The organism is Terriglobales bacterium (genome assembly GCA_035651655.1).
Taxonomy (GTDB): Bacteria; Acidobacteriota; Terriglobia; order Terriglobales; family Acidobacteriaceae; genus DASRFG01.
In genome coordinates, this window is record DASRFG010000009.1 from 1 (window position 1) to 24,041 (window position 24,041).

A 24,041-nucleotide genomic window follows, 5' to 3' on the forward strand; every position below is an offset into this window, starting at 1 on the left:
CGATGCTGTCGTGTCTGGTGCGACCTCTTCTCACGTTCTTAGAGTAGTCCGGCAAACGGTCAACGGGGAATTCCGTGACCCCATTTCGCTCCAGAGATTCGATTGGGCGCAGCTGTGAAGCAGATTTGACCGTGTCTGCCGACGTGGCGGTGCCACCTGAGCCCCCGCCAATCGCGTACTGAGAATTCATTAGACAGGTGTTCGCTGGTGACCGTACTGGCGGCTCTGCTGCGGTGGAAATTTCCACGAAACTGGATGGTATCCGGTACGAAACAAGACAATCTGCTCACTATTGACCAGTCAGGAAAACGCTGGCTTCGCAGAGGGAAGCGCAGGATAGTGCTCGGTATCGCCTTTCAGGGGTATTCGTGCGCAGAGTATAAGGCTTGGTCTCACGTTCGCATGTGTTCAGACACGGTCTTTCGCAACATTGCGATTCAACTCGGTGCTGGAGTTGCCCTTCACGACGTATCCGCTCGCGCCAGCCGCGATTGCCTCCCTCGAAATGGCGCAGAGTCGGACTGGCTCACGAGCGAGAATCAAGGTCGCTGAACTCAGGAAAGGCGTCCATGCCGGAGCATATTACCGCAAGGAATTCATTATCAGTTCTGTTCGTCAAGCAAATGGACGATTCTAAAGCTCTCCGATCTCTACAAGTCGCGAGCATTCAGAAGGGCACACACATCCGAAACTCGTCAACGACTAGTTTCCTCAGTGAGAATCGGTGGCGCTCGTTGGGAGATTATGTCAGTTCAGATAGGGTGACGATTATAGGAGTGTGGTCGGAAGGCTTTTCCTGTCCGCGAGGTTCCTTGTCGATTTCGCAGCCTTCCAGACGATCTGCCAGCGCTGGAGATAATAAGAAATGGTCGATCCTTATGCCTCGATTGTTTTGGAACGCCTGCCGGAAGTAATCCCAAAATGTGAAATGTCCTGTTTCGCCCACGTGCAACGAGCGGAACGCATCCGTATATCCGATGTCCAACATGGCACGATAGCAGGCACGCGGCTCCGGCTGGAATAAAGCATCGTGCGCCCATGAAGACGGCTTGTGGCAGTCGATGTCCTCAGGAATCACATTGAAATCACCGCCTATTAGCGTCGGCACACCGTCCTGTTTCCATCGAATCATTTGCTGAGTCAGCCGATCCATCCAAGACAACTTGTACGCAAACCTTTCACTTCCTACCGGATTGCCATTCGGAGCATAGACGTTGACGATCCAAATGTCCCTGATGATCACCTCCAAGAACCGGGCATGACTGTCGGAGTCGTCTCCGACGAGAGCCTTAGCAATCGTCTTCATCGGATCGCGCGAGAGGATCGCAACACCGTTGTATGCTTTCTGCGTCACGGCTACGCTCTCGTAGCCGAGCGCACACGTCAGGTATCCGAACCTTCTTCGCTCGCTTCTCGCCGAATGGGCAAAAAGCCGCACACCGGTTGAGTTCATCGACGGCTGTTCCTTTATTCACTATCCAGGTATTGTCATTGACCTATCATCCGCGCGTGAGCACCTTCACCTTTCATGGGGCACTCGGAACTTCAAGAATGATCCTGCCGTTTGCTTGGTCCAAGGTGGTGGTGAAAGAAATCGCAGGGGTGCATCAGGCGATTCATGTCAGGTCCAAAGAAGGTCCGAGCTATACGATCAGCCGGCAGTTTCGCGACAAAGTACGCCAACCAGAACTTGAGAAGGCAAAAGAGCAATTCTTGAAGTGGCACGAGCGGCAGACGATAGTGCACGTATGTTTTGCGCATGCGTTCTATGCATTCACCTTCGCGGGCAAAATTGTGGAGGGCGCCGAGCCTTGGGTGATTAAGCCGCTGAACCAGACAAGTGTTCTCGTTGTCTCATTCGATTCTATTATCTGTAGAGTGCGAATGGATGCACCGCGATCTGTACGCCTCGCGCGTCTACCGACAGAGACGACAATAGATGTCTCCGAAGAACACATACAACCCAGCGCACTCGCTCTGGTAGGCGCACTCGTGATGATCGCATTCGGGAGACGCACGATGCGAGAAGAAGCTCTCCACCGAAAACTGGCTGGCCTTAAGAACCAACAAGATACCTCGTGTGCCCGGATTCAGGACAACGAGAGGGCAGCCAGTCGCAAGCTTGTTGTTCATCCAGCTGCGAAGCAGCCTTGGAGTGGCTGGTGGCGGATTGAACGCTCGAGGATGCTGAGCAATTTGCATACATGAAAACGCGAACAGGTATGAGGTTCTCGGAACGAAAGGAACATGAACGTAGGATCATCGAAACTGCCCGGCGAAGAAGTCTTATATTTCCAGCCGGAGAGCTGATTCCAGATGAAAGGCCTGATTGGGTGATACCCACGGCCTCGCTCGCCATCGAAGTGAGCGAGTTGCTTCCGGCAAAGCGCGCGGGTGCGAAGTTCTCAGGCCCGCAGGTTTCGTCTTTTCAGGAAGCCGTCGTGACCGCGGCCCAGCAGCACTACTACTCCTCACCTGATGCACCACCTGCCGACGTGCTGGTGTTTTTTAGGAATGATTGGACCCGGAAGCGCGATGTGGAAGTAATGGCCCAAGCCCTCGCCAGCTTTATTCGCTCCAACTATCCTTCTGGTGATAAAGATTGCGTCACGCTTCAGTCCGTCAGCCGTGGCGTTCGTGACTGGGTTGATGGCCTGAGCGTCGTGCGCATCTTGCGGGCTTCTGGCCCTTGGCAGGCCGGCGGAGCGGGAGAGATTCAGAGCGTCACCTATGACTATCTCGCTCAACGGATTGCGGACAAAGATCTGCTGTTACCCCAATACCGCAGGCGCTGGCCGGGGTTTCAGATGTGGTTGCTGCTCTCGACAAGAATCCAGGTGCTGCACAGCGTCTATATTCCCCACGATATCAATGCCTCGCAATTTAAAACCGGCTTCGACAAGGTGCTCATCTCGTGCTCGGACAATGGCGTCCTTGAGCTTCAACACAACCTTTTTTCCTCAACATCCACAGCCTTACCTGATTGACAAATCTTTCAAGTGCCGCGCATCATACGCGCCGCAACGAGCCTGGATAGCTGGCGGCCCGATCACCGCCAGTGAAAGGGCGGTACTTCTCGGCCGCCCTTTCCAGGAAATTTGAAATTCGAGAAGGTCACACGGGAAGGTGACCGATGCCGAAGTGCGACACGTCCTCAGCCAGCGGAACTAGCAAAGCGTTTTCCATTGAAGCGTCGGAAAATGCGAAGCACCGTGTATCCGACGCACACTCGATTAAGACCTTAATCGATGCGCTGGAAGTGATGCACAAGAGCCCAGCTCTCGCCCGAATCCGGAAAGCTTTGTCCGAACATCGCGACGCACATCATAAAGGCTTCTTCTACATCTGCCCGGGATCACCTTGTTCGCAGTTTGAAGAGTACGTTAGGACATATGTTGAAGCTGCTCAGAATGAAATTGACGCTCCTGAAGCTGTTCAAAAGCTCGAGCAAGCAATCGAAAACCGAGCCCAACTATTGGCGGCCAGTAAGGCTAAGCATGCGGACGAGAGTAGCCATCCTATCAACTGGCTCGAATCACCCTTCGATCCTGTACGAGTGTGGAATGAAAAATATCCTGGGCTAGATTTCCATCGCGGTCCACATAAGAATGCAGATCCTGCAATCTCAGCCAAGTACTACGTGAGGTTCTGTGAAACCGGGAGTGAAGAAGTACTCTTTGACTTTATGGATGCACATCGCCTCGAGTTTGAGTGCTCTGGATGGGCTGTGAAAGCGCTCGGGAGAAGGTTGCTGGGACAGGAAGGACGGACACCCCACCAACCAGGAGCACTATTCCGAAAATGCTGGAAATACTTAAAACGGCAGGCAGGCCCACCTACAGTTCCCCAGGTTCCCCAGCTGTTCGTATTGGCTATAGCAGATACAGAAAACGCCAGATTCTCTAGAGACCATCGAACACATTTTGGCCAGGCTGCAATGTGGGTCACCAAAAAGCGTCGACCATCTAATTCTCTTGCGATGTTTCGGAAAGATTACCCTAATGCCTGCAAATGCACCGATGACATCGACTTTAAGTCACTCGAGGAAGCGGGTTGGAGATGTCAGGAGTGGTCTCGCGACGGCAACACGTACAAAGCCAACGTGCTGCAAGAATACGTCGGAATAGTGTGCGGCGTGTCTAGCAAAACGCTAAGAAATTGGCGTTCCCGTCTGAAAGGCACCAAACGCCGGGTTCAACGGACCAAATCAGCTCGCCATAGGTAACAATTCGTCATTCTCCTTCCTGAAGTTTTTTGCTGCCTTACTCCTCAATAGCATACGCCTGGCTGTGTTCCGGGTAGAGCTGCGTTCTAGCCTATATTCACGAGAAGCAGCAAGATTGCCGTAGCTAGGCGTTTCACGCACGCTAAAGCGTTGACCCCATCGGTTTCACGGAATTTCTATGCGTATACGTGTTTTCTCGCACGACTCCAATCCAGCCGTTGATCCTCCTCTGTGCCACAAGTCTGAAGCCTACGTTCTGGACCTCCTCAAGAAACTGCGGGCATTCCGCATTGACGACCGCTCGGTGCAGCTCTATCCCCCGGATGAGCACTCAGGTTGGGTACCGCGCGTGATCAATCGGCCGCGGCACTGGCAACCCATACGCGGCGTTTTGCAGTTTGTTGAGGGCGACATTGAGGGACGAAAGGGGAAATTTTCTTATCCGATTCCGGCATGCGGCGCGCGCACGCGTCCAGTGAACGTGTGGGAAATCAATGGCCGGCCACGGCCGGCATAGGAATTTATTTACGGAAGGAGGAAGAATGGAAATCAAAGACTTACGAAAGTTGGCCGATCTAACCCAGTTTCAACTCGCACAACGATCCGGCGTAAGCCGAATGAAGCTCAGCCTAGCCGAATGCGGCCAGCTTGAACTTAGATCCGAGGAGGAAACCGCAGTCCGCAAAGTGCTCTTGGACCACATTGCTAGCAGGGCAAACCAACTTAAGGGCGTGCTTTCCACCAAGGGACCTGCACTAGCAGTTTAAGTAGAACGCACTTTCAAGCCTAGCTTCTAACACAAAGGACAATCCCCATGTTTAGACGGCTCATTACCGCGTGCGCAGTGGTGTTTATGGCCGCAGCCTCGTTAGCTCAGGACCGTGGAACCATCATCCAGATCCAGAACGCCGGGACCACGATTGGGACATTCGTAAAATACCTGCGCCTGAACTGCGATGCGGGAAGTACCTGCACGCTATCCAGTGGGACAGTCAACATCACGGCAGCTGCGGGCGCGGCACCACGTATCGATCAGGTGACGGACCCCACGGCCAACAAGTCGTTTGACATGACGACCCGCACCCTGAACTTCAATTTCACCGGCGACTGGGGAGCGGGATTCGGCTACAGGCTTGTCTGGTGCCCGGCCGAGCTGCTGCCAGAGCGATCGCGCACGCTGTCTTTCAAGCGCTTCTCTGATCACATTAGCGCGCACCATCGCAATCTGAGTCGGTTACATTCCGCCGCGCGATCCAACCTTCTGATGAGGACCACACGGCTTTGCTCCTTGGGGATCCTATCTCCGGATCGGAGTTACCGTGAGTAATCCATGGAGTCCTTTTTATTGGCGCGATTACATCGGTGACACCGGGCACCTGTCCTTGGTGGAACACGGCGCCTATCTGCTACTCATGGCGCATTACTACATGACCGGTGCGCCTCTTCCTGCGAATGCAGAGCAATTGCATCGGATTTGCCGGGCGTTTGCGGCTGCAGAACGGGATGCATGTCAGTCGGTGCTCAATCAGTTTTTCAGTCGCGATGGCGATGTCTACCGAAATGCTCGCGCGGATGCAGAAATCAAAAAAGCAAAGAAAATCAGTGAGGTACGCTCAAACGCGGCGAAATCTCGGCATGCAAATGCTGATGCAAATGCACCCGCAAAAGCTGAGCAAATGCACACACAACCACAACCACAAGCACATAGACAACTGCAGAAACAAGGGGGAGCGGCTTCGCCGCAAATCGTCCCCTCTCAAGCAATTCCTCCGAATGTTCCAAGTGGAACGTCGGAACGAGTAGCCGAGGAATGTGCAACGCCCGAAGGGTTGACTCAGGTCGAGTATGGCCGCCGCCTGCTCGATGACCTAGGTCTTCCCGCATCCGGGAATCTCGTGGTGGTCGCGCAAACCATATCCGCGGATGCGAAGAAATTTGGTATCAGCAAAGCCGAGTCCTTTGAGGTCATTCGGCGCCAGGCTCTCAGCGATCAGGAAGCGGGGATCGAGATCAATCGGTTTTACTTCACGGATGCAAAATTTCGCACGAAAGCAGGACGGAATGGAAACAATCGAGCACAACAGCGACAAACTGACACTATCAACGCAGTCGAAGAAGCCAAAAGAATCATGGCTGATCGAGCAACTCGGACTGATAGCAGTGCGGCTGGGTGAGACCGTCACCGCGGAGCGGCTGGCGCTGTATGTCGATGATCTAGCCGACTTATCGCTGGAACAACTCGAGCGCGCATTGTGGCGAGCCCGCCGCGAACTGAATTTCTTCCCGAAGATCGCCGAGATTCGTGAACGGGCCGGCGCGGATCCGGAAGAATGCCAGGACGCAGAAGCGCACAGAGCCTGGGGTGTAGTGGTGCTTTATTCAGATAAGTGGGTCCATGCTGATCCACAGGGCTGCTACGTACCACAGCAAGGTTGCCGCTCAGGCCAACCTCCGCAACTAGATCAGCGCACTCTTGACTGCGTCCGCCTTCTCGGCGGATGGAAACGGCTCAAAACTGCCAGTGAAGATGACGTCCCATTCCTAAAGAAGGATTTCATCGAGGAGTACAAGCGCTGGGATGCCGTTGCCCGCATTGACATCGCACACCTGATTGAAGCGGTTCCGGAGGTTAAGCGACTAGTTGCCAAACCGATTAACCTGCCAACACCTGCAGCGCCACAAGAACAGCGTCAGAGGTCGAAGATCAAACCGGTGGACGAGCCACTAACCCCGGTGCAGATCCGCGATCGTCGCGAAATGCTTCGTCAGCAAGCCATCGTCGCAGCGGCACGATTTCGAAAAATGGGTGACGGTGTTCCAGAAACCCAGAGCTCTGTGGCAAACCCAAGTTGTTGTGATTAGGTAGTCGAAACACGATGGCCAATGCGTTCGACAAACAAATGATCTCGGAACACAAAAGCGGGGACCCACAGCCAGAATGGCTCGATCTCAAAGCCCTTCGGCGCTATGCCTGCATCTCGGAGCACACCCTCCGCGACTGGATTCATCGCGTAGTCGATCCGTTGCCGGCCGTCCGAGTGGGAACTAAAATTTTGATCCGCCGTAGCGTTTTCGATCGTTGGTTGGAAGCCCACCAGGTCAAGACTGTTGACGTACAGTGTATTGTGGAAGACCTCGTGAGCGGAGTCATGGAACGGGTCTAATGGGCGTGAAAATTCGCAAACGCGGTGGTAAATGGTACCTGTTCGTGAACTATCACGGACGGCGCAAAGCGAAGTGCGTCGGCACGAGCCGGGAACTCGCAGAGCAGGTACGGCGCCAAGTCGAAGCCAAGCTCGCCCTCGGGGACCTCGCGCTCTTTGACGGCCCCGAAAAATCCGAGAGCTTCGGTTCCTACGCGGATAAGTGGCTGAGGGACTATGCCCGAGTGGAATGTAAAACTTCGACCGCTGACGGATACGAGGGAATCATCGAGCAGTACCTCCGGCCTCGGTTCGGGAACCGCCCGCTCGATCAGATCAAGCGCGACGACATCAAGGCGATGATTAGCGCGCTGATCGAGAAAGAACTATCGCGCAACACGGTCAGGAACGCACTAGGTGTGATCCGGGGGATATTCAACGAGGCGATGGAGGCGGGTATCGTCGAAGTGAATCCCGCTGCGCGCCTCGGTCGTTTCACGCGGACCGCGAAGACCACGGAGATCAAGGGAATCTCTTTGGCGCCGGCTGAAGCCGAGCAATTTCTCCAGGCAGCGAGAGAGATTTGCCCTGAGTATCACCCGCTCTTTCTGATGGCATTGCGAGCAGGTCTGCGTCGCGGCGAACTGGTTGCCGTGCGGTGGGGAGACATCCAGTTCGGGAAAGACGAGCAGGATGCGAATCGCTACATCGTCGTTCGGCACAACTATGTGCGCCGCGAGCACACCACAACGAAGAGCAAGAAGAGCCGACGTGTTGACCTGTCCCGCGACTTGCGGAGGGCGTTGATTGAACGGCGAGATCAGCACCTTCTGGAGGCGTTCCTGAAGGGTAAGCATGACATTTCGGACGATCTGGTCTTCGCATCGCCGGAGGGCACGATCCTCGATCCCGACAACCTCTACCATCGCTATTTTCGGCCAGTTCTCACGAAGGCTGGGCTTCGGAAGATCAGGCTTCACGATCTCCGGCACACGTTCGGCTCGCTGCTGATCCAGAGCGGGGCGTCGATAGTGTACGTGAAAGAGCAGATGGGCCACAGTTCGATCCAGGTCACCGTCGACATTTACGGGCACCTGATCCCAGGAGCAAACGTCTCGTTTGTGGATCGGCTAGATCTGGCCGAAAAGAGCGACGAAAAGGCTGAAGAGGGCCAGCAACAAAACGCAACCCAGGCGCAACTGGCCGGCGAGACTGAAACTGAAATTCCTTCCGAAGTTGTTGATTTGACTGGTGGCGGCGGTTGGACTCGAACCAACGACCTACGGATTATGAGACCGTCGCTCTAACCACCTGAGCTACACCGCCACGGCGCGCGCTAACGAGGGAAGACGGAGGCTGAAACCAGCCTCGTTCTCGGGAGGCTTTGCAGGCGCGGCGAACCGCGTCCCGCGCCAACTGTTTGATTCTAAGGTCCTCACAGAGGGGTGTCAAACGCGCTACTCGGCGGGTTGCGCGCGCTAATCCTGCTTGAAAACCTGGTTGGCAAAAATTAACACTAGCAGACGATGAAAGCGACCGCCGTGATCCCGGCGCGGCTCGAATCTACCCGGCTGCCGCGAAAAGCGTTGCGAGAAGTTGCCGGGGTGCCGCTGGTGGGAGTCGTTTACCGGGCGGTGCGCAAGTCAGATCTGCTCGATGACGTGGTTATCGCGACCGACTCGGAAGAAATCATGGACGTGTGCCGGCGAAATGGGTGGCATGCCCGGCTGACCTCGTCGGCCCACCGGAGCGGCACCGAGCGCGTGCACGAGATTACCCAGTCCATCAGCGCGGACATTTATGTGAATGTGCAGGGCGACGAGCCGCTTATCCGTCCCGAACATATCAGCACGCTGTTGGCAGTTATGAAGGACGCAGAGGTTGGGACTCTGAAAACGCCAGCCGCGGCCGAGGATGTCGAGAATCCTAACGCGGTGAAAGTCGTGACAGACCTGCACGGGCGGGCATTGTATTTTTCCCGCGCCACCATTCCGCATGATCGGGACGGCCGACGAGAAGCGCGTTACTACAAGCATCTGGGACTGTATGCCTACCGCAAGCCCGCGCTCGACCGCTTCGTTTCCCTGCCTGAATCATCCCTGGAGCGCAGCGAGCGGCTGGAGCAACTGAGGTTTTTGGAAAACGGGATCGCGATCTATGTTGCCGAAACGCCGTACGATACGATTGGCGTGGATACGGAAGAAGACCTCAAGCGGCTGAAAGCAATCCTCGGCTCGCGTGCTGGAGGGTAAACCCAAGATCCCTCGACTCCGCTTCGCTCCGCTCGGGATGACAGAGTGGCCCTTAGTCCCTCGACTCCGCTTCGCTTCGCTCGGGATGACAATGGGTTCACGGCATTCATGGGTATGCGGGGGAAAAGCTAGATCCCTCGCTCCGCTCAGGATGACAGAGTGGCCCTTAGTCCGTCCACTCCGCTTCGCTCCGCTCGGGATGACAATGGGTTCACGGCATTCATGGGTATGCGGGGGAAACCTAGATCCCTCGCTTCGCTCGGGATGACAATGGGTTCATGGCATTCATGGGTATGCGGGGGAAATCTAGATCCCTCGCTCCGCTCGAGATGACAGAGTGGCCTTAATCTCTCGACTCCGCTTCGCTTCGCTCGGGATAAAAGAGTGGCCCTTAAACGCACCCTTATCGCAAGCTTATTGCATTCATGTGAGAAGTGCAGAATAGAAGACCGTAAAGAGGTGACCCGTGTCGTCCACCGAGTGCTAGTGTTGCAACATGAGCAAAATACGCCTGAGTCTGGAGCGCGTTGGTTTTCGGTCGGAGTGCTTATGACTGCGACCATGAGTGCAATCACGGCCGTGGGTCAAATCTTACCACCGGTTTCGGGGGTAGCGCCGGAACGGGAGGCGAGGAATGCTCGCTTATCATCCTGGAAGGAAATTGCGGCGTACCTCGACCGGGGCGTGCGCACGGTGCAGCGATGGCACGCGGACTTACAGCTTCCTGTGCATAAGTTAACGGCAAGCCCAAAGTCGCCAGTTTTCGCGTACAAGGAAGAAGTAGACCGCTGGCTGCGTCAATGCGCACAACGTGAGGCGGCGTGCTCTGAACGGACAACGGACTGTCAAGATATTGTCAGCAGACCGGTAAGCAAACAAGCATCAGTTGTCTCAAGAAGCGAATCGATTCGGGAGCGACTCAGGCAGACCGCGTTCGGCTTTTTGTTGACAGAGGCAGGATTGGCATTGACGCTGGTCCGGATCGCTGCCCGGAGTGCCGACGCAGGTGAGAGAGATCGCAGGCAGCAGCAAGCGCTACGCGCCTATGAAACCATTCATCGATTCGCAGGACTGTGGGCCATCAGTGAAGCTCAGCGTGTACGCGTAGCTCATCAGCTTGCAATCGTCAAGGCAGAATTAGACAAGCTAGGATAGGTCCGTCACCCGCTCGGCTATCGTTACTACGTTACTGCTGCAGCGAAATCCCGCGTCGGGTCACGAGGTAAACCGCAAAGCTTCCCAGCCAGTGTCCGCCTTCGTAATGTTCGCCTGTTACGGCTGCCAAACCGGCGCGCCTGTGCGCCTCCGCAACCGCCATGATCGACCGGACTCGACTGTCGCCTTTGGGCAAGCCCGCAGCGATTCCTTCCAGCATCCACGCCCGGCTGAGATTGAGACCGTCCAGATGCGCCAGCTTTGGATCGCTTGGGTCGGGCGATACCACGGGCTGCAACCATCTGTTCCCGCCCGTCGACGGAATCTGCGGTAAGCAAGTTCTCAGCCACACGGCAAAATCGCGGGTCGAGAGCACCCGCCGCATCAGGTCGGCTTCAGCGAGGCAAGGCGAAAGGAAGTCCTCGCCCGACGGCTCGTATGTCAGCGGACAGCTCTTGTCGTTCAGGTAGAAGTGCCGCGATTTCGAAACGACGAGTTCTGCAAACTTCTCATTCCTGCTGCCCCGGGCATAGTCGAGCATGAGTCCCAGAGCAAAGGCAGTCTGGTCGTGCTCGCCAATTCGCACGGGATTCGATAGCTTGGGCAACCAGTCGTTCAGTCGTTCAAGCGCCACCTGCTCCAAGGGATTCAGGTTGGCAGCCATCTCCCTTGCCTGGGAATCATCCCATTCGCGGAGCTCTGCGAGCAGTTGCAGGAACCAACCCAATCCGTACGGACGTTCGAAGCTCGCCCGTCCTTTGCCTCTGAGATACTCGGCCTCGTGCTTGAGGTTTTCCGCAGTCAAGCTCTGCCGCAATGCTTCGCGTGCATTCTGAACAAACGGCGCATCAGGAAACGTCCTGACTAGCCGCACCAGCAGCCAGTGGCCGTGTACGGAAGAATGCCAGTCGTAGCAACCATAGAACGCAGGCGTCAGCGTGCGTGGCGGAGCCACGTCGGCATCGCTGTTCAAGGTATGGCTTATGTGGTTTGGATACTCTTTGTGAACGCATGCCAGGGCCAGGCTGGCGAACCGCTCGGCAGCCTTGGTGTCAAAGCCTGAATCAGTGGGACCGGCAAACGCGGTGTTCGAGAGGAGAGCGATGATGACTGCCGCGATGAGTTTCATTCGCAGCTACTGTAGACGAATCGCGTCCGGTGTGGCCAGAGTTGCTGAACCACACGCCGGCGGGACAAGATCGCTAGCGCTGCAAATCCCAACAGGGTGTCCTACTGCGCCGGATGCTCAGCGCCAAAACGATGGGGCGAGTCGACGTCCCAGCGTACTGCGGACTAACTCGCCCCATCATTGCCGTGCATACAGTTCGCTTGTGAGATCCCTGAACTGTAAGGCCTAGAATTGACCACCTTCTTGAAAATGGACTAGCGAAATTCGACCAGGTTCGCAACTGGTGTTAGGCAGTCGTTAGCCGCTTCGAAGTCAATAATAAGGTAATAGAGTCCAGTCGCAAGACTCGTTACATCGTGCGCCGTGTTGTCCCAAAGTTGCTGCACGGGGGCTCCGCGCATACCATTCCAATCGCTGTCTGCATTGGTCGCGCCGGGGCCAGCGTGGAGAACGCTATTGATTGTGGTGGTTTCTACGGAAGCAGCACTGTCGGCCACGGAGGCCCCCACTTGACCATCGGCTCCGATGTTGTGCCAGATGGTCTTGCCGGTTACGGTGCTGGAGAGGTACAGCCAGTAGTCAAGAGAAGTTTGGAACGTCTGCCCCGACAAGGCAGAGTATCCGTTGACCGATTGATCGAACACCTTGACCGTTCCATTGCCCGTTCCAATGAAGGCCAGGGACGCGCCTTCAAAGAGGGGGAATGTGGTGGTCGAAGCCCAAGGATCTGCGCCATCGGTTCGGCCAGAAGCGCCGGGTTTCAGTTGCACTTTGTATACGCCATTTCCCAGCGCGACTGTGCTGGTGGAAAGTGCGGCCCGGTATACCAGTATTTGCGCACCTGACCAGCAAGGGGACGCGCCCTTGCCCACGAGCGTACCGACGACGGCTTGACTCGCAGGCACACCGGTGACGATCGGCCATAGCCGCGTAACGGTTAGCCCCTTCACGGGCGTCGGAATTGTTGTCGTTGATGTGATAACGGCCCAATAAACATAGGCTGCTTGCATCGGCGTGGTGACGCCGCTGATCGTGATTGCTCCATTCCTCTGGCTGCGCAATCCGACGCCTCCGGTTGCAAGCGAAGCGGTATAGTAAGTGGCCGAAGGCAAGATCCAGGTAAGAGACGCGTTGGGTTGAACATTGATCATGACATCAGCACTACTCGTGCCGAGAGCGCCTTGAGCAACAGCAGCGGGCGCGGCTAGCACAAGGGTCAGCGCCACACCTAAGCATGCAAGAATGACTTTCTTCATATTTCCTCCTTTCGTCACTCTTGTGGCGGACTAGTTAAGTGGTTTTCACAACCAGCGAAGTATCCGAACGGTCACAATTGCCGCCTGGGACGTTAGTTGCGAGGGAAGCGTTTTGTCAGTCGTTGACATCATCTGTGACCGTTGCTGGCAAAATCGGTGACCGATGCAGGTATTTTTGGGGTTTCAAATTGAAACTGTTCCCACTTCAAAACAGTTTTTAAGTGGGAATACCGTTGGGTGGGTAATCTGCCTACCGATCGCGAGGCGGAAGCTGGGAGGGGCTTATCCCGTCTGGCGAGGGCACAGCAAGGAGATCTACTACATCGGAACTGAGGTCTCTAGGTTGCGGAGGTGAACACCACCGGGCGCAGACTTTGAACTAGGGCATGTGCGTCCGCTGTTCCGACCGGCTATACGGCGCCACTTGGTATTCCGTAAAGCCACTACAAACGGCCAGCGGTTCGTTCTCGCAACTCTTCCAGAAGGTGCCCCCACGTTGCTCGTACTCGTAGCAAACCGGGCCGGCGACCTGAAGAAATACTTACTGCTCTCCTCCGGACGAATTGCTGCCCCACATCGCATTGCTACCCCACATGGCGTTGCTGCCCCACATCGCGTTATCGGACCAGACAGTGCTGAACCCATCTGAGGTGCTCGAGCCCCACATGGCATTGCTGCCCCACATGGCATTGCTGCCCGACGTGCCCGATGACGAAACGAGGAACTGAGAATTCCCCCAGACGGCCGAATTAGACCAGGTGGAGGACGTGTTCCACACCGCCGAAGGGTCGCTGGTTAAGAATGTCTGCCCCGAACTGAAATCGAAGACCGCAGCCGGAGACATCGCCGTCCCGGCGGCCACGTCGGTGCTGCTCAGAGCAGCGTCCACATCCAGGTAGCCGGCGCCTACGGTGAACAAGTCGTATTGCGAAGTATAGGTTATTCCGGTGGCCGGATCACTTACGCTGCTGCTGGCGGGAAATGACTTCCACGCAGTCTTCATCAGCCGCGCCTTCACCTGATCTGGATTCAGCGAGGGACTTTTTTGCAGCAGATCCGCCACGGCGCCGCTTACCACGCCGGCCGCCATGCTAGTTCCGCTCAAGCTGAAGTATGAGCTCGACGGCAAACTGCTGCCGCCCATCACGTAGTAGCTGTACGGAACGCGGTTGCCGGGATATTGGTTGTACAGGGTCCCTTGCGCTTCGAGGGATACCAGCAAGTTGCCCGGAGCAACGACGTCTGGCTTTACGAAGTGATCAAGCGCCGTCGGACCTTTTGAGCTGTAGCTCGCGATTTGGTCGTCATTGCGGGTCGGCGTTCCCATCGGCTTCATCGCGCCCACGGTGATCACATAGGGATCATTGCCTGGAGACGTGATGGTGGCATAGCCATTGGTCGGCAGATAACGCCCATTGTTTCCTGCAGCGACAACCACCACGATGCCGTTCTTCCAAGCTGCCTCGACCGCCTGACATACCGGATCAAGCTTGTAAGTTTCGTATACCGGCCGTCCTAACGAGAGATTCATTACCCGGATGTTGTAAAAACCCTTCAGCGCAATCGCCTGGCTGATGGCGGCAATCACGGCGCTGTCACTTCCCATGCCGTTCTGGTCCAGCACGCGCAAATTGATCAGGTTAGCTTTTGGCGCGATGCCCTGGAAGGAGCGCAGATACTTCCAGCCTTTCGAACTTGCGCCATTTCCGGCAATTAATCCCGCAATGTGAGTTCCGTGACCGTATTGGTCCGCCGTACTCCAGGTTCCGGGGACGAAGCTTTGGCTGTATACAACGCGCGACGTGCCCAAGAAGCCACCGTTCAAATCCGGATGACTGTTAATTCCACTATCAATCACAGCAACGCCGACGCCGGCGCCCGTGTAGCCGGACTGCCAGGCTGAAAAAGCATTGACGGCGGGGGCTGCATTGCTGAGAGTCGGGCTTAGCGGCCGATCCAGACTTATGTACTTCACGTTGGCCTGGTCCGACAGCGAGAGAATATTGGCGATGGGCAGATCGGCTACTACCGCGTTTACGAGCGGCAGTGCATTGACGATCGAGTTTACGAGGCCCAGTAAACTTCGAAGATCAAGCAGGCTAGGCGGCTGGCTATATTGCACGATAACCCTGGCCTGCGAACCGGAGTAATTCTGGAGATCGGGTGACAGTTTGGATACATCGGCATGTACCAGCGTCACAGCAGCCAGCAGAAATACGATTAAGATCTTCTTCATCGTGAAACAGCTCCAGTTAAGCGGCAACCGACCACACACCTGGCGGGAGTGCCGTTGAGGATTGCAACAGTACTGCCGTACTGCCCGTTGGTTTGTACTCAACAACTTACGTGCGGTTAGGGCGGAAGAACGGGACAGATTGTCCGCCCAATTTGGGTCGCCAGCCGACAGATTGTCCAGGCAACCTAAAGATCTGGGGGATGTCGAAGGAACTCCAGCTACATCATCAGGTTACGAGGAAAACCTTAGTAACCTATCGGTTCCTTTTTGGGCCGACAGCAGGCCTCTCTTCCAGCAAAATGCTGACATGACGTCCAGCGGCCAACTTGGCGCGAAGCTCTATGTTGCCGGCCTATCGGCACTCGCCCTGGGCTGCTTCGCCGCGGGTTTCAGCCATTGGCAGTCCGCCGACCCTATTAAATTTGTTTGTTATCTGGCACTCGCCATCGCCGCTTCCTTTTTGAAAATCAAGTTGCCGGGCGTTAACGGCACGATGTCGGTCAATTTCCTGTTCATCCTCCTTGGGGTGCTGGAGCTGAGTTTCGGCGAGACATTGCTGCTCGGGGTGGCTGAGGTTTTTGTCCAATCGCGCTGGGGTTCTTCGAAAAACCTGAAACCGGTCCACGTCATTTTTAACGCTTCACAGTTTTCGGTTGGCACTGCTGTCGCGTGGAGCGTCTACAGGCTGGTCACTGCCCACGTGCTCCACGGAACCGGACCCCTTGCATTGCTGGTGGTAGCGATCGCGTACTTTGCCTTTAACACACTTGCGGTGGCTGTCATCGTCCGGCTCACTGAGGGCAAGCCAATCCTGAAAATCTGGTCCGACGGATATTTCTGGTCATTTCCTTATTACGTCGCGGGAGCAGCCGTTACCGGGCTGGTGAGTTTTCTAAACCGGCACATCGGCTGGCAGTCGTCTCTGCTGGTTTTCCCGCCGGTGTATCTCATGTACCGCTCCTACCGGCTGTATCTAGGAAAGCTGGAAAACGAGAAGCGCCACGCGGAGCAGGTTTCGAGAATTCACCTGCGCACCATCGAAGCGCTTGCCCTGGCAATCGAAGCCAAGGACCACACCACCCACGATCACCTGCAGCGGGTCCAGGTCTACGCCATGGAGCTGGCCAAAGAACTCCGCTTGAGCGAGGACGAAACCGAAGCGCTACGTGCCGCTGCGGTATTGCATGACATCGGAAAGCTGGCCGTGCCCGAGCACATCATTTCGAAACCGGGAAAGCTGACTCCAGAAGAATTCGAAAAGATGAAGATGCACCCGATTGTCGGCGCTGAGATTCTCGAACAGGTGGATTTCCCGTATCCCGTGGTGCCGATTGTTCACTCTCATCACGAAAAATGGGACGGCAGCGGCTATCCCGATGGCCTGAAGGGTGAGGCTATTCCGATAGGCGCCCGGATCCTCGCAGCGGTGGATTGTCTGGATGCACTGGCCTCGGATCGCCAGTATCGGCGCGCTTTGCCATTGGACGAAGCCATGGCACGAGTCGTGGCTGATGCCGGCAAGAGCTTCGATCCACGCGTTGTCGAAATCCTCCAGCGCCGCTACGTGGAACTGGAGCAGATGGCAAAGGCGGAGCCAGTAAAGACCGCGCCAAAGTTGTCGACCGAAGTGAAAGTCGAACGCGGCCTCGCCCCAGCGGCCGGTTTTGAAGAATCCGAGAAGCCTGCCACTCAGCAGCGTGAAGCCAAGCAGGATTACGTCTCTTCGATTGCGGCCGCACGGCAGGAGGGTCAAGTCCTGTTTGAGCTTAGCCATGAACTGGGCACGTCGCTTTGCCTGGATGACACGTTGTCCATGCTTTCCGTCCGCCTGAAGCGCCTGGTGCCGCATGAATCAATGGCAGTTTACGTGGTGAGAGGCGACCTGTTGGTGTCCGAGTACGCCAGCGGGGACAACTATCGCCTGTTTTCGTCCTTGAAGATTCCGGTCGGAGAGGGGCTTTCCGGCTGGGTGGCGCACAACCGGAAACCAATCCTGAACGGCAATCCTTCGGTAGAGCCTGGCTACATGAACGACCCAACCAAGTACAGCACGCTGCGTTCCGCGCTCGCCGTACCTCTGGAAGGAGCGTCCGGCGTGGTGGCGGTGCTCGCGCTGTATCGCGCGCAGCAGGACAGCTTCACCAAGGACCATCTCCGCATTCTCCTGGCTATTGCCTCAAAGGCGGGATTCGCAATCGAGAACGCGCTTAAGTACAAGCTCGCGGAGGATTCGGCGAACATAGATCACCTGACCGGCCTTCCCAGTGCGCGATCTTTGTTCCTGCACCTGGATCGCGAAGTTGCTCGATGCCAGCGAGAGAAGGTCCCGCTCACCGTGTTTGTTTGCGACCTGAAAGGCTTAAAGCGTGTGAATGACTCCTTAGGCCACAGCAAGGGGGACATACTGCTGCAGACCTTCGCGACGGCACTGAAGGATTCATGTCGCCAATACGACTACGCGGCGAGAATGGGAGGCGACGAATTCGTGGTGGTCGCGCCTCGCCTGGCTGACCAAGACTCGACTCGCATGGTGCGGCGCTTGGAAGACTTGGCAACCGGTGTGGCAAAGACCATCTGCGGCGAAGCATTGGTGTCGCTGAGCGTCGGCCAAAGCTGCTATCCCGCCGACGGTGAGAATGCGGAGCAGTTGCTCGCTGCCGCTGATCGTCGGCTGTACGCCGTTAAGAACGCTCAACCTACTCGCGCGACGAGCGCCACCGCAGGCGCTTCCTGAAGGTCAGGGAAGCCCGAAGGCGAACAGCGAACTTCCCGCGGCAATAACGATGTACTCTTTGCCATTCACCGCGTAGGCCATTGGCGACGCGTAAACTGCTCCTCCCATTTGGAAGTGCCATAGGGCCTTTCCGCTGGCCGCATCGAGAGCAATAAAATTTCCTTCGGCGTCACCTGTGAACACGAGCCCTCCGGCGGTGGATAACACGCCAGACCAGGTCGGAGAGGGATGCTGGAATTCCCATTTCATTTGGCCCGTGGCAGGGTCAATGGCACGCAAAGCCCCCGAATAGGGCTCGGCTTCGTCGGAAGGGAAATAGGCGCTTCCGAAATAGGCATGCCCGGCCTCGTAAGGCTGCGGCGCGGTGCTGAAGATGTCGCACTGGTCGCGGGCCGTCACGTAAAAGAGCCCCGTTTGCGAATCGAAGCTGGGCGACATCCAGTTGGTCGCGCCAAGCGCGCCCGGACACACGGTGTGACCGTTGGGAGTCGGCGAACTTCCCGGCTTGGCGGCGGGACGGCCCTCGGCATCCTTGCTGTCGCTCCAGGTAATCCTGGCATACGGGCTTGCGGACACGAGTTTGTGCGTGCCGCGATCCAGCACATAAAAGAAACCGTTTCGATTAGCTTGCGCGATCAGGTGCTTGTCGCCGGAGTTGATCAGAATCGGAACTTGCGTCGCATCCCAGTCGTGTTCATCGTGCCTGGTAAATTGGAAATGCCAGTTCAGCTTTCCCGTGTCTGGATTGAGTGACAGAAGAGTGTTGCTGTAAAGATTGTCACCGGCGCGGCCTTCCCCACGATTACTTGGCGAAGGATTCCCTGTGGGCCAGAACAGTTGATTCGTCTCCTGATCGTACACACCGGTGATCCAGGCCGGCGCGCCTCCGATCTTCCAGGAATCACCTTCCCAAGTGTCGTGCCCGGGCTCGCCCGGTCCGGGTGTTGTATAGAACCGCCATTTGCGCTTGCCAGTATCGGCATCGTACGCGTCAATGAAGCCACGAATTCCATACTCGCCGCCCGAGACCCCGACAATGGCGGAATTCTTTATGGCCAGCGGAGCCAGGGTGAAGCTGTAGCCTTTGGTGTAATCGACAGCTGCAACATCCCACACAGTGTTGCCGGTCTTCGCGTCCAGTGCTATGACGCGCGCGTCGAGCGTAGCGAGAAATACCTTGTCTCCCAATATCGCAACGCCGCGGTTCACTCGCCCGCAGCAAGGCCGAATGTCTCCGGGCAACTGGTGTTGAAATAACCAGATCGGCCGCCCCGTGCGGGCATCCAGAGCGAATGCGCGGTCGTCGGGCCCAGTAGCGTACAGGATGCCATCGGCGACCAGCGGCGTGGTTTCGAACTTGCCGGTTGCGCCCGTCTGGTAGACCCACTTCACCACCAGCGTCCTGGCATTTGCCGCGTTGACCTGATCCAGTCCGCTATAACGGCGGCCGGCGTAATCTCCCGAATACATGAGCCAGTTCTGCGGCTCCTTCGCGGCGTTCAGCAGCCTCTCGAACGAGACTGGCAAACGCGCTTCCGCCGCGAACACCGCCGTAACCAGCAGGAACATCACTGTTGTTGCGCGCGAGCGGCTCATTTCGCAGCCACGCTGATCAGGTAGGCGATCACGTCGTGCATGTCCGCGTCACTTAGGAGGCTTGGACTGTAAGAAGGCATGAGCGAATGCCGGGACTTCGTTATGGACCTCAATTCATCTTTGTCGAAGAAGTGGATTGTTTCAGAGGTGTCCATCATTTGAATCGTGAAGCTATCCTCGTTCAGGGTTACGCCTTTGATCTGCTCGCCCTTGGCCGTGACCACAGTTACGGTTTCGTATTCCTGGGGGAATTCTTTCGTCGGCTCGGTTAAGCCCCAGGCGAGCCGCTGGCTGGGTTTTCGGATTGCCTCAATCAGGGCGTCGACCCTTCTGGTGCTTCCCACGTTGCTCAGGTCTGGGCCGATGTGGCCGCCTTTGCCGCCCACCATGTGACATGAGGAACAGTTCGCGTCGCCATAGAACAGTTCCTTTCCGTGAGCGGCGTTGCCGATCGGCTTTGCCGGCGCCTTCACCTCAATGCTGCGGATATATGTAATGATTTCCCAAATTTCTTCCTCGGTCATCCCGACACCCTGTCCGTTTGTTCCATTGGCCGGCATGACGGTGCCCGGAATACCGCTGCTGACGATCTGGAACAACTCCGCGTCTGAATTTCCATGGCGCTTATGGGCGACAGTGAGATCGGGACCACGTCCGCCACCGCGGGCGCCGAGGCCATGGCAGAGAGCGCAGTTGATACGGAACTCGTATTCGCCGGCTTTCGCCGCCTTAGCGCTTCCGGCAAACGGGTTTCGAGTTTGGGCAAAGCTCGGAACTGCCAAGGCGCAGGCGAGACAGAGCCATTGTGCCCATTTATTGTTTTGCAGGAGACGGCTGTAGGGCATGATCGCGGTCACGAAGTGCCGCGCATGATAGCACACGATTTTGGGTATAGATGGGAGAAATGCCGAGAGGGACGGTGGAAATCAGGTCGTCATGCAAAACAAAGTAACGGATGTCATCCCGAGCGGAGCGAGGGATCCGGGTTCCTGCCGGCCTTATCGCGACGTCGAGAAAAACCTAGGTCCCTCGCTCCGCTCGGGATGACAACAAGCTCTGGGGCAGCTTGGGAGTAAATCGAAACGTCTGTGGTTGGCCCACTTGCGGCCTAGATCATCGGGCGCGGGTTCCAGGGGTTGATTTGTTTCTCGCAATTGATTGCGATACGGAACCCTGAGAATTCCTAAGCGTTGGCAAACTGCGCTTTTACCAGTTGTGCCTGCTTGACCTCTTTGCTTGCCTCAGCGGTAATGTCCCTCATGCCGAATTGCAGGCCGATCTTCTTCAAGAAATCGTAAGGTGGCGTGCCTCCGGCGAATACCCAGACAAAGTCATTGGGAATCTCTTCCTTGGCCCCGTTTACTTCCAGGATGACCGACTCGGGTTTGATCTCGACCGGAGCTGAGTTGAACAACACTTTGATCTTGCCGCTGCGCATGCACTCGTCAATGCGCTTTGAGTTCCTTTCCTTGATGCGGCTGAATTGTTCCTTGCGGTATGACATTGTGACCTGATTGCCGATTTGATTGGCGAGTCCCATAGCGGCTTCGACGGCGCTGTCCCCACCGCCCACCACGAGAATGCGCTTGTTCACGTAGTGGTCGGCTTCGATCAGGCGGTACATGACTTTGGGCAGTTCTTCTCCTTTGACGCCAAGTTTGCGCGGGGTGCCGGTTCTGCCGAGGGCGAGAATTACCGACCGGGTGCGATAGCGGTTATTCGCGGTGACGACCGTGAAAATTCCATCGGCCTCTTTCTTGATGTCGTCCACCTTTTCACCGGTCCGGACATTGAAGTCGGCGCGGTTCAGAACCATGTCCCAGAACGCCAGCAGGTTCTCTTTCGACAGCTCCGTCTTTTTGAATTTTCCGTAGGTGGGAAACTGCACGGGACTAGTCATCACCAGCTTCTGCTTCGGATACTTGGCTACGGTTCCGCCGACCTCGTCCTGCTCGAGCGTAATGTACTTCAGCTTGTGTTCGATGGCGCGCAGCGAAGCGCTTATCCCTGCAGGTCCGGCGCCCACGACCAAAACGTCGAAGGTGTCAGCGGAAGCAGGAGGACCGCCGCCAAGGCGAGCCGCAATGGTGTCGACACAGTCACGTCCATGATTCACGGCGTTCTTGATCAGGGCCAGGCCGCCCAGTTCTCCGGCAATAAAGAGGTTGGGAATGCTGGTTTCATGTTCCGGAGTCATGAACGGCATGTCGGCGCCCATGCTCGGACTCGCCATGACCATGGTGATGGCGCCCACGGGACATGCGTCCGCGCAGAGTCCGTGCCCAATGCATTTGTATCCATTCACGATAGCCGCTTTGCCCCCGAGCATGGCCAAAACATCTCCCTCAGGACACACTGTCGTGCATGTAGCGCAGCCGATGCATTGCGCATTGTCGATGTGGGGGTGCTGCGACTTCGGGCCCTCGGAAAACGTTTTGCCTTTTTCCGCAGCGGCTCGCGCTCGCGCGTCTCTGGTTCGCAGACTCTTCAGGTAGCCGCGGAGAAAGAAGGCGGTGAGCAGTGCGGTGATGGCGAGGGCGATGAGTGTGTCCATGGCTATGACATGTACCCCATCATCATCACCACTACGATATGAATGAGAGCCAGAACGGCGAATGTGTAGCTGAAAGGCTTGTGGACCACGTGCCAGAGGTTAAATACCTTTTCCGATCGTGACAGGAACAGGATGCGTTTCGATAGCGCGGCTTCGCTGGAAGCGACATCAATAGCGCGCTCCAGCGCGCCGTTTCGGGTGCGAAACAATCCGAAAAACGTGGTGAGGTATTCGCCTCCGCGCAGCGCGTGACGGCGTACCTTGGCTACTCGGAAGATGCGTGCCAGGTCGAGCAGCATCATGTAGACAATCGCAATCGCGATGGGCATGCGTTCCACCGTTTCAGGTCTCGGGAGCCGCAGCATTTCCCGCAAATCAGCTTGCGGGAGCAATCGCTGCTGAGACAACTCGGCAGACATCTGGGCCTGCAGGTCCTGCATTTCCTTGCGGGTCAATTCGGCGGCATTGACTCGCCGCGGGATCTGAGAATAGAGATACCGGCCCACCACCCCGCTGGCAGATACGGCTGCCATTATCCAGAACGCAATTCCGGCGAAGCCCTGGAATTTGAACGATGAGTGAAAAGAAATGATGAATGGCGCGGAGAGGCCTAGCAAAACGTGGATGTCGAGCCAATGCCGCGTGCTGCCCAGCCGCATCAGCCAGGGCCAGTGCTTGCGAATCGGGTATAGAAAGATTGAAAAGAATATGGCCAATCCCAGGAACCCGAGCTTCAGTCCGATGACGCCACTGGGCTTCAAAAGATGGTGTTTTGGAGAAAAAGGCCGCTGGACAATATCCAGCGTGTAGTAGTCCCACCCGTACACCGCAAGCGCGACTAAAAGAAGGATCGCGATCACATAGCCGGTAACCAGGCGTATGCGGTGCGCTCGTTCGCCGTTGCGGACTGCCGGGATAGCGTGCGCCGAAGCGATGGCTGTGCTCATTTGTTTGCGACCTGCTCCTCTGTGCTGACCGAGAATCGCTTGTAGTCAGAAAATTTGTGGGTATTACGCCAATGCTGCCGTGGTGTTTGCACTTCCACCACAGCCTCCTGCGGAAACCAATACGTGCTTAGCTCCTTGCCGAACCGCACAGGACCATATTCAACTTCGGACCGCAGGCTCTTCATTCCGATGTCCTCCACCCCGCGATCGATGCCGGCATTGATTTTCGCAATCAATCCGGTTGCGGGATCTATCCATGCCGTTCCAGAGAGTTCGAGAGGATATTCGCGTCCTCGTACCGCGAGCGCCGCAACTGACTTGGTGTTTGGAATGTGGTCGAAATGGAGCTTCAGAAGCTGTTTGCCGGCGATCGTCTCACTGCCCAGCGATGCGAACTGGAAGCTCCCGGCATAATAAGGATGAAAGATAAGAAACAGCGTGGCGAAGCCGTTGCTGATCAGCAAGGGCGCATTCTGGTTCTTCTTTGCCGCGGCCGGCTCTTGCATCGCCAGACGCGACTCGTCGAGGCTGAGCTCACCGCCGGTATTGGTCAGGATGACCAGATAGTCGAAGGTTGATTCCGCCCTGCGTTCCGGCTTTTCCTCTTTTCCAAACTTCTCCTGCGTCACGTGCTCAGTGCATTTAACTTCCGAAAACTGCTCAACGAATTCAGCCACCTGTTTGCTGGTGCGGGCCAGCACGTCGTCCAAGGGCTTGTCTTGGGCGCTAACCCGGCCAGGTGTGATTCCGCACATCAGCGTGAGCGCGAACGCCGCGAGGGGGACAAACCGACCTGCCACGCGGGGGCGGAATA

At 56.5% G+C, this 24,041-nt stretch carries 20 protein-coding genes and 1 tRNA gene; 10 read left to right on the forward strand and 11 right to left on the reverse strand.

The annotated features are described in order from the left end of the window. Positions 1-742 precede the first annotated feature (742 nt). A complete protein-coding gene (gene xth, locus VFA76_04340; protein ID HZR31069.1) occupies positions 743-1,453 on the reverse strand; it encodes an exodeoxyribonuclease III in 711 nt (236 codons plus the stop codon). Positions 1,454-1,551: 98 nt separating this feature from the next. Between xth and VFA76_04345 the strand changes: the two genes are divergently transcribed. From VFA76_04345 to VFA76_04380, 8 genes are all read left to right on the forward strand, one after another. Continuing rightward, a complete protein-coding gene (locus VFA76_04345; GenBank protein ID HZR31070.1) occupies positions 1,552-2,208 on the forward strand; it encodes a hypothetical protein in 657 nt (218 codons plus the stop codon). Positions 2,209-2,333: 125 nt separating this feature from the next. Beyond that, complete coding sequence (locus tag VFA76_04350) at positions 2,334-2,987, forward strand: hypothetical protein (protein HZR31071.1); 654 nt, start codon at positions 2,334-2,336, stop codon at positions 2,985-2,987. Positions 2,988-3,133: 146 nt separating this feature from the next. Next, positions 3,134-4,225 (forward strand): hypothetical protein, encoded by a 1,092-nt coding sequence (locus VFA76_04355; protein HZR31072.1) that lies wholly within the window; start codon positions 3,134-3,136, stop codon positions 4,223-4,225. Positions 4,226-4,403: 178 nt separating this feature from the next. Further along, a complete protein-coding gene (locus VFA76_04360) occupies positions 4,404-4,742 on the forward strand; it encodes a hypothetical protein (GenBank protein HZR31073.1) in 339 nt (112 codons plus the stop codon). A 297-nt stretch (positions 4,743-5,039) separates the two neighbouring features. After that, positions 5,040-5,552: a hypothetical protein gene (locus tag VFA76_04365; GenBank protein HZR31074.1), complete on the forward strand. Its 513-nt coding sequence runs from the start codon at positions 5,040-5,042 to the stop codon at positions 5,550-5,552. Next, positions 5,545-6,399: a YdaU family protein gene (locus VFA76_04370; protein ID HZR31075.1), complete on the forward strand. Its 855-nt coding sequence runs from the start codon at positions 5,545-5,547 to the stop codon at positions 6,397-6,399. The genes VFA76_04365 and VFA76_04370 overlap by 8 nt, the downstream gene beginning before the upstream one ends. Further along, positions 6,386-7,087, forward strand: a complete 702-nt coding sequence (locus VFA76_04375) for a hypothetical protein (GenBank protein ID HZR31076.1) — start codon at positions 6,386-6,388, stop codon at positions 7,085-7,087. Before VFA76_04370 ends, VFA76_04375 begins: the two co-directional genes overlap by 14 nt. A 14-nt stretch (positions 7,088-7,101) precedes the next feature. Continuing rightward, the gene (locus tag VFA76_04380) at positions 7,102-7,389 is read left to right on the forward strand and encodes a helix-turn-helix domain-containing protein (GenBank protein HZR31077.1); all 288 of its coding nucleotides are present in this window, start codon (positions 7,102-7,104) and stop codon (positions 7,387-7,389) included. Between the two features lie 392 nt (positions 7,390-7,781). Here VFA76_04380 and VFA76_04385 read toward each other — a convergent pair whose 3' ends face one another. Beyond that, positions 7,782-8,426 carry a hypothetical protein gene (locus tag VFA76_04385; GenBank protein HZR31078.1) on the reverse strand — a complete coding sequence of 215 codons (645 nt, stop codon included), beginning with the start codon at positions 8,424-8,426 and terminating at the stop codon, positions 7,782-7,784. 191 nt (positions 8,427-8,617) lie between these two features. Next, positions 8,618-8,694: transfer RNA gene (locus VFA76_04390), tRNA-Met, on the reverse strand. A gap of 200 nt (positions 8,695-8,894) precedes the next feature. Between VFA76_04390 and kdsB the strand changes: the two genes are divergently transcribed. After that, positions 8,895-9,620: a 3-deoxy-manno-octulosonate cytidylyltransferase gene (gene kdsB / locus VFA76_04395; GenBank protein ID HZR31079.1), complete on the forward strand. Its 726-nt coding sequence runs from the start codon at positions 8,895-8,897 to the stop codon at positions 9,618-9,620. A 1,186-nt stretch (positions 9,621-10,806) separates the two neighbouring features. On the opposite strand, the gene VFA76_04400 is transcribed toward kdsB, so the two are convergent. The 3 genes from VFA76_04400 to VFA76_04410 form a co-directional block, all read right to left on the reverse strand. Beyond that, positions 10,807-11,904 carry a DUF2891 domain-containing protein gene (locus VFA76_04400; GenBank protein HZR31080.1) on the reverse strand — a complete coding sequence of 366 codons (1,098 nt, stop codon included), beginning with the start codon at positions 11,902-11,904 and terminating at the stop codon, positions 10,807-10,809. A gap of 254 nt (positions 11,905-12,158) precedes the next feature. Continuing rightward, on the reverse strand, positions 12,159-13,160 hold the full coding sequence (locus tag VFA76_04405) for a hypothetical protein (protein HZR31081.1): 1,002 nt from the start codon (positions 13,158-13,160) through the stop codon (positions 12,159-12,161). A gap of 541 nt (positions 13,161-13,701) precedes the next feature. Then, complete coding sequence (locus VFA76_04410) at positions 13,702-15,396, reverse strand: S8 family peptidase (GenBank protein ID HZR31082.1); 1,695 nt, start codon at positions 15,394-15,396, stop codon at positions 13,702-13,704. Between the two features lie 307 nt (positions 15,397-15,703). Between VFA76_04410 and VFA76_04415 the strand changes: the two genes are divergently transcribed. Beyond that, positions 15,704-18,130 carry an HD domain-containing phosphohydrolase gene (locus tag VFA76_04415; protein ID HZR31083.1) on the forward strand — a complete coding sequence of 809 codons (2,427 nt, stop codon included), beginning with the start codon at positions 15,704-15,706 and terminating at the stop codon, positions 18,128-18,130. Positions 18,131-18,133: 3 nt separating this feature from the next. On the opposite strand, the gene VFA76_04420 is transcribed toward VFA76_04415, so the two are convergent. The 5 genes from VFA76_04420 to VFA76_04440 all read right to left on the reverse strand — a co-directional run bounded on the left by VFA76_04420 (position 18,134) and on the right by VFA76_04440 (position 24,027). Beyond that, positions 18,134-19,726, reverse strand: a complete 1,593-nt coding sequence (locus tag VFA76_04420) for a PQQ-dependent dehydrogenase, methanol/ethanol family (protein HZR31084.1) — start codon at positions 19,724-19,726, stop codon at positions 18,134-18,136. Then, positions 19,723-20,583, reverse strand: coding sequence for a c-type cytochrome (locus tag VFA76_04425; GenBank protein ID HZR31085.1), 861 nt, complete (start codon positions 20,581-20,583; stop codon positions 19,723-19,725). The genes VFA76_04420 and VFA76_04425 overlap by 4 nt, the downstream gene beginning before the upstream one ends. A 326-nt stretch (positions 20,584-20,909) precedes the next feature. Beyond that, a complete protein-coding gene (locus tag VFA76_04430) occupies positions 20,910-22,280 on the reverse strand; it encodes an NAD(P)-binding domain-containing protein (protein HZR31086.1) in 1,371 nt (456 codons plus the stop codon). A gap of 2 nt (positions 22,281-22,282) precedes the next feature. Continuing rightward, a complete protein-coding gene (locus VFA76_04435; protein ID HZR31087.1) occupies positions 22,283-23,227 on the reverse strand; it encodes a hypothetical protein in 945 nt (314 codons plus the stop codon). Then, positions 23,224-24,027, reverse strand: coding sequence for a hypothetical protein (locus VFA76_04440; GenBank protein ID HZR31088.1), 804 nt, complete (start codon positions 24,025-24,027; stop codon positions 23,224-23,226). The genes VFA76_04435 and VFA76_04440 overlap by 4 nt, the downstream gene beginning before the upstream one ends. Positions 24,028-24,041 lie beyond the last annotated feature (14 nt).

Coding starts and splice junctions, on each gene's coding strand:
- VFA76_04405 (HZR31081.1), bottom strand. CDS start 13,160: ATGAAGAAAGTCATTCTTGCATGCTTAGGTGTGGCGCTGACCCTTGTG.
- VFA76_04355 (HZR31072.1), top strand. CDS start 3,134: ATGCCGAAGTGCGACACGTCCTCAGCCAGCGGAACTAGCAAAGCGTTT.
- VFA76_04420 (HZR31084.1), bottom strand. CDS start 19,726: ATGAGCCGCTCGCGCGCAACAACAGTGATGTTCCTGCTGGTTACGGCG.
- VFA76_04435 (HZR31087.1), bottom strand. CDS start 23,227: ATGAGCACAGCCATCGCTTCGGCGCACGCTATCCCGGCAGTCCGCAAC.
- VFA76_04365 (HZR31074.1), top strand. CDS start 5,040: ATGTTTAGACGGCTCATTACCGCGTGCGCAGTGGTGTTTATGGCCGCA.
- VFA76_04380 (HZR31077.1), top strand. CDS start 7,102: ATGGCCAATGCGTTCGACAAACAAATGATCTCGGAACACAAAAGCGGG.
- VFA76_04415 (HZR31083.1), top strand. CDS start 15,704: ATGACGTCCAGCGGCCAACTTGGCGCGAAGCTCTATGTTGCCGGCCTA.
- VFA76_04400 (HZR31080.1), bottom strand. CDS start 11,904: ATGAAACTCATCGCGGCAGTCATCATCGCTCTCCTCTCGAACACCGCG.
- xth (HZR31069.1), bottom strand. CDS start 1,453: ATGAACTCAACCGGTGTGCGGCTTTTTGCCCATTCGGCGAGAAGCGAG.
- VFA76_04345 (HZR31070.1), top strand. CDS start 1,552: ATGATCCTGCCGTTTGCTTGGTCCAAGGTGGTGGTGAAAGAAATCGCA.
- VFA76_04360 (HZR31073.1), top strand. CDS start 4,404: ATGCGTATACGTGTTTTCTCGCACGACTCCAATCCAGCCGTTGATCCT.
- kdsB (HZR31079.1), top strand. CDS start 8,895: ATGAAAGCGACCGCCGTGATCCCGGCGCGGCTCGAATCTACCCGGCTG.
- VFA76_04430 (HZR31086.1), bottom strand. CDS start 22,280: ATGGACACACTCATCGCCCTCGCCATCACCGCACTGCTCACCGCCTTC.
- VFA76_04410 (HZR31082.1), bottom strand. CDS start 15,396: ATGAAGAAGATCTTAATCGTATTTCTGCTGGCTGCTGTGACGCTGGTA.